A 1,250-nucleotide genomic window follows, 5' to 3' on the forward strand; every position below is an offset into this window, starting at 1 on the left:
TTCTATACTTTCACAAGCAAAAGCTAATAAAGAAAGTAAAGAAAATTCTAAAATAAGTTTTGCTAATGCTTTTTTAAAACAAAATGCTAGTAAGTTAAATGAAATTCAAAATGCAAATTCACAAACTCTAGCAAGAAGTGAAGTATTAAATTCTACTAATACAACAAATACTAGCAATAATACTAATTTTAGTATAAGTAGTAAGACAAATTCTCCTAATTATGATATATCTAGTGAATTTAAAAACTCTATTTATACTCTAAAATATAAACAAGCAGATATAAGCAATACTTCTACTAATACAGCCTATGGTTATAGTGTAGATAAAGATGGTTATATGGGAAGTGATTTTAATAAAGCTGCAGGATTGCCTGAAGATTTTAAGATACATAAATCTACTTTGGATGAGATATATAACTTTAATGAAGCACAATATCAAGACATAAAAGAACAGCTAGGAATTTCTCGCTATTTTAGCAATATCGATATGGCTGATACCATAAAACAATACTATAATCAATTTAATCAAATTGTTAATCATACTTTTAACGATACCAATAAAACAAGTTTCACTGAAGCGGATATAAATTCTATGCCCAAGGGTTATATTTCTGTTGGCTATAAAGGTTTAGATTTTTCAGATCAATCCAATCCTTATAATGCATTAGGACTAGTTAATCATTCTAACACAAAAGTAACTAATGTTTTTAAAACAGATGATGAATTTCATGAAGCTCAAGCAATACAAATGGGAATGATGGGTATTGATTTTTATCCGCAAAAATTAAATATATCAACTCAAAGTTTATCACAAGGAGCTTTAATGGAAGGTGGATTTAATCCTGATATGTCAGTTTATCCACAAAATGAAGATGGAAGTTATTCTAAAGAAGCTTTGTTTATGAGTTTTTTAAAATCAGAAGGTGGTTATATGGTTGCAGGAAAAAATACAACTATTGCACCGCAAGCAATGAATTATAATCTTAATGTTGCCAAACAAAGTATTCCAAAATACTCTAATGTAGATTTCGATGACATTATGACAGGTAAAGTTGATTTTGCAAGTTTATTAAAAGGCTATGCACAAGATGGTTGGCTTGATGCAGGTATTTATGCAATGGAAAAAGGAGTTGCTTGGCAAAATACAAGCATAGGCTATGGTGGAGCTTGGTTTGATAATCAGTTTAATCAAGCAAAAGCTAATGGTTGGAAAGCAAGTAATGAAAGTATAAATTCTTTTGTAAATAATA

Annotated in this window: 1 protein-coding gene; it reads left to right on the forward strand. The window is 28.9% G+C overall.

Annotated elements, in window-relative coordinates; all coding sequences use genetic code 11:
- Window positions 1–1,250 (forward strand): Cj0814 family flagellar-dependent secreted protein (locus tag AJ888_RS06385; protein WP_070296203.1); only part of this gene is annotated, 1,250 nt, incomplete at both ends.

The sequence above is a fragment of the Campylobacter sp. BCW_6467 genome, assembly GCF_001762855.1.
In the GTDB taxonomy this organism is placed as follows: Bacteria; Campylobacterota; Campylobacteria; order Campylobacterales; family Campylobacteraceae; genus Campylobacter_D; species Campylobacter_D jejuni.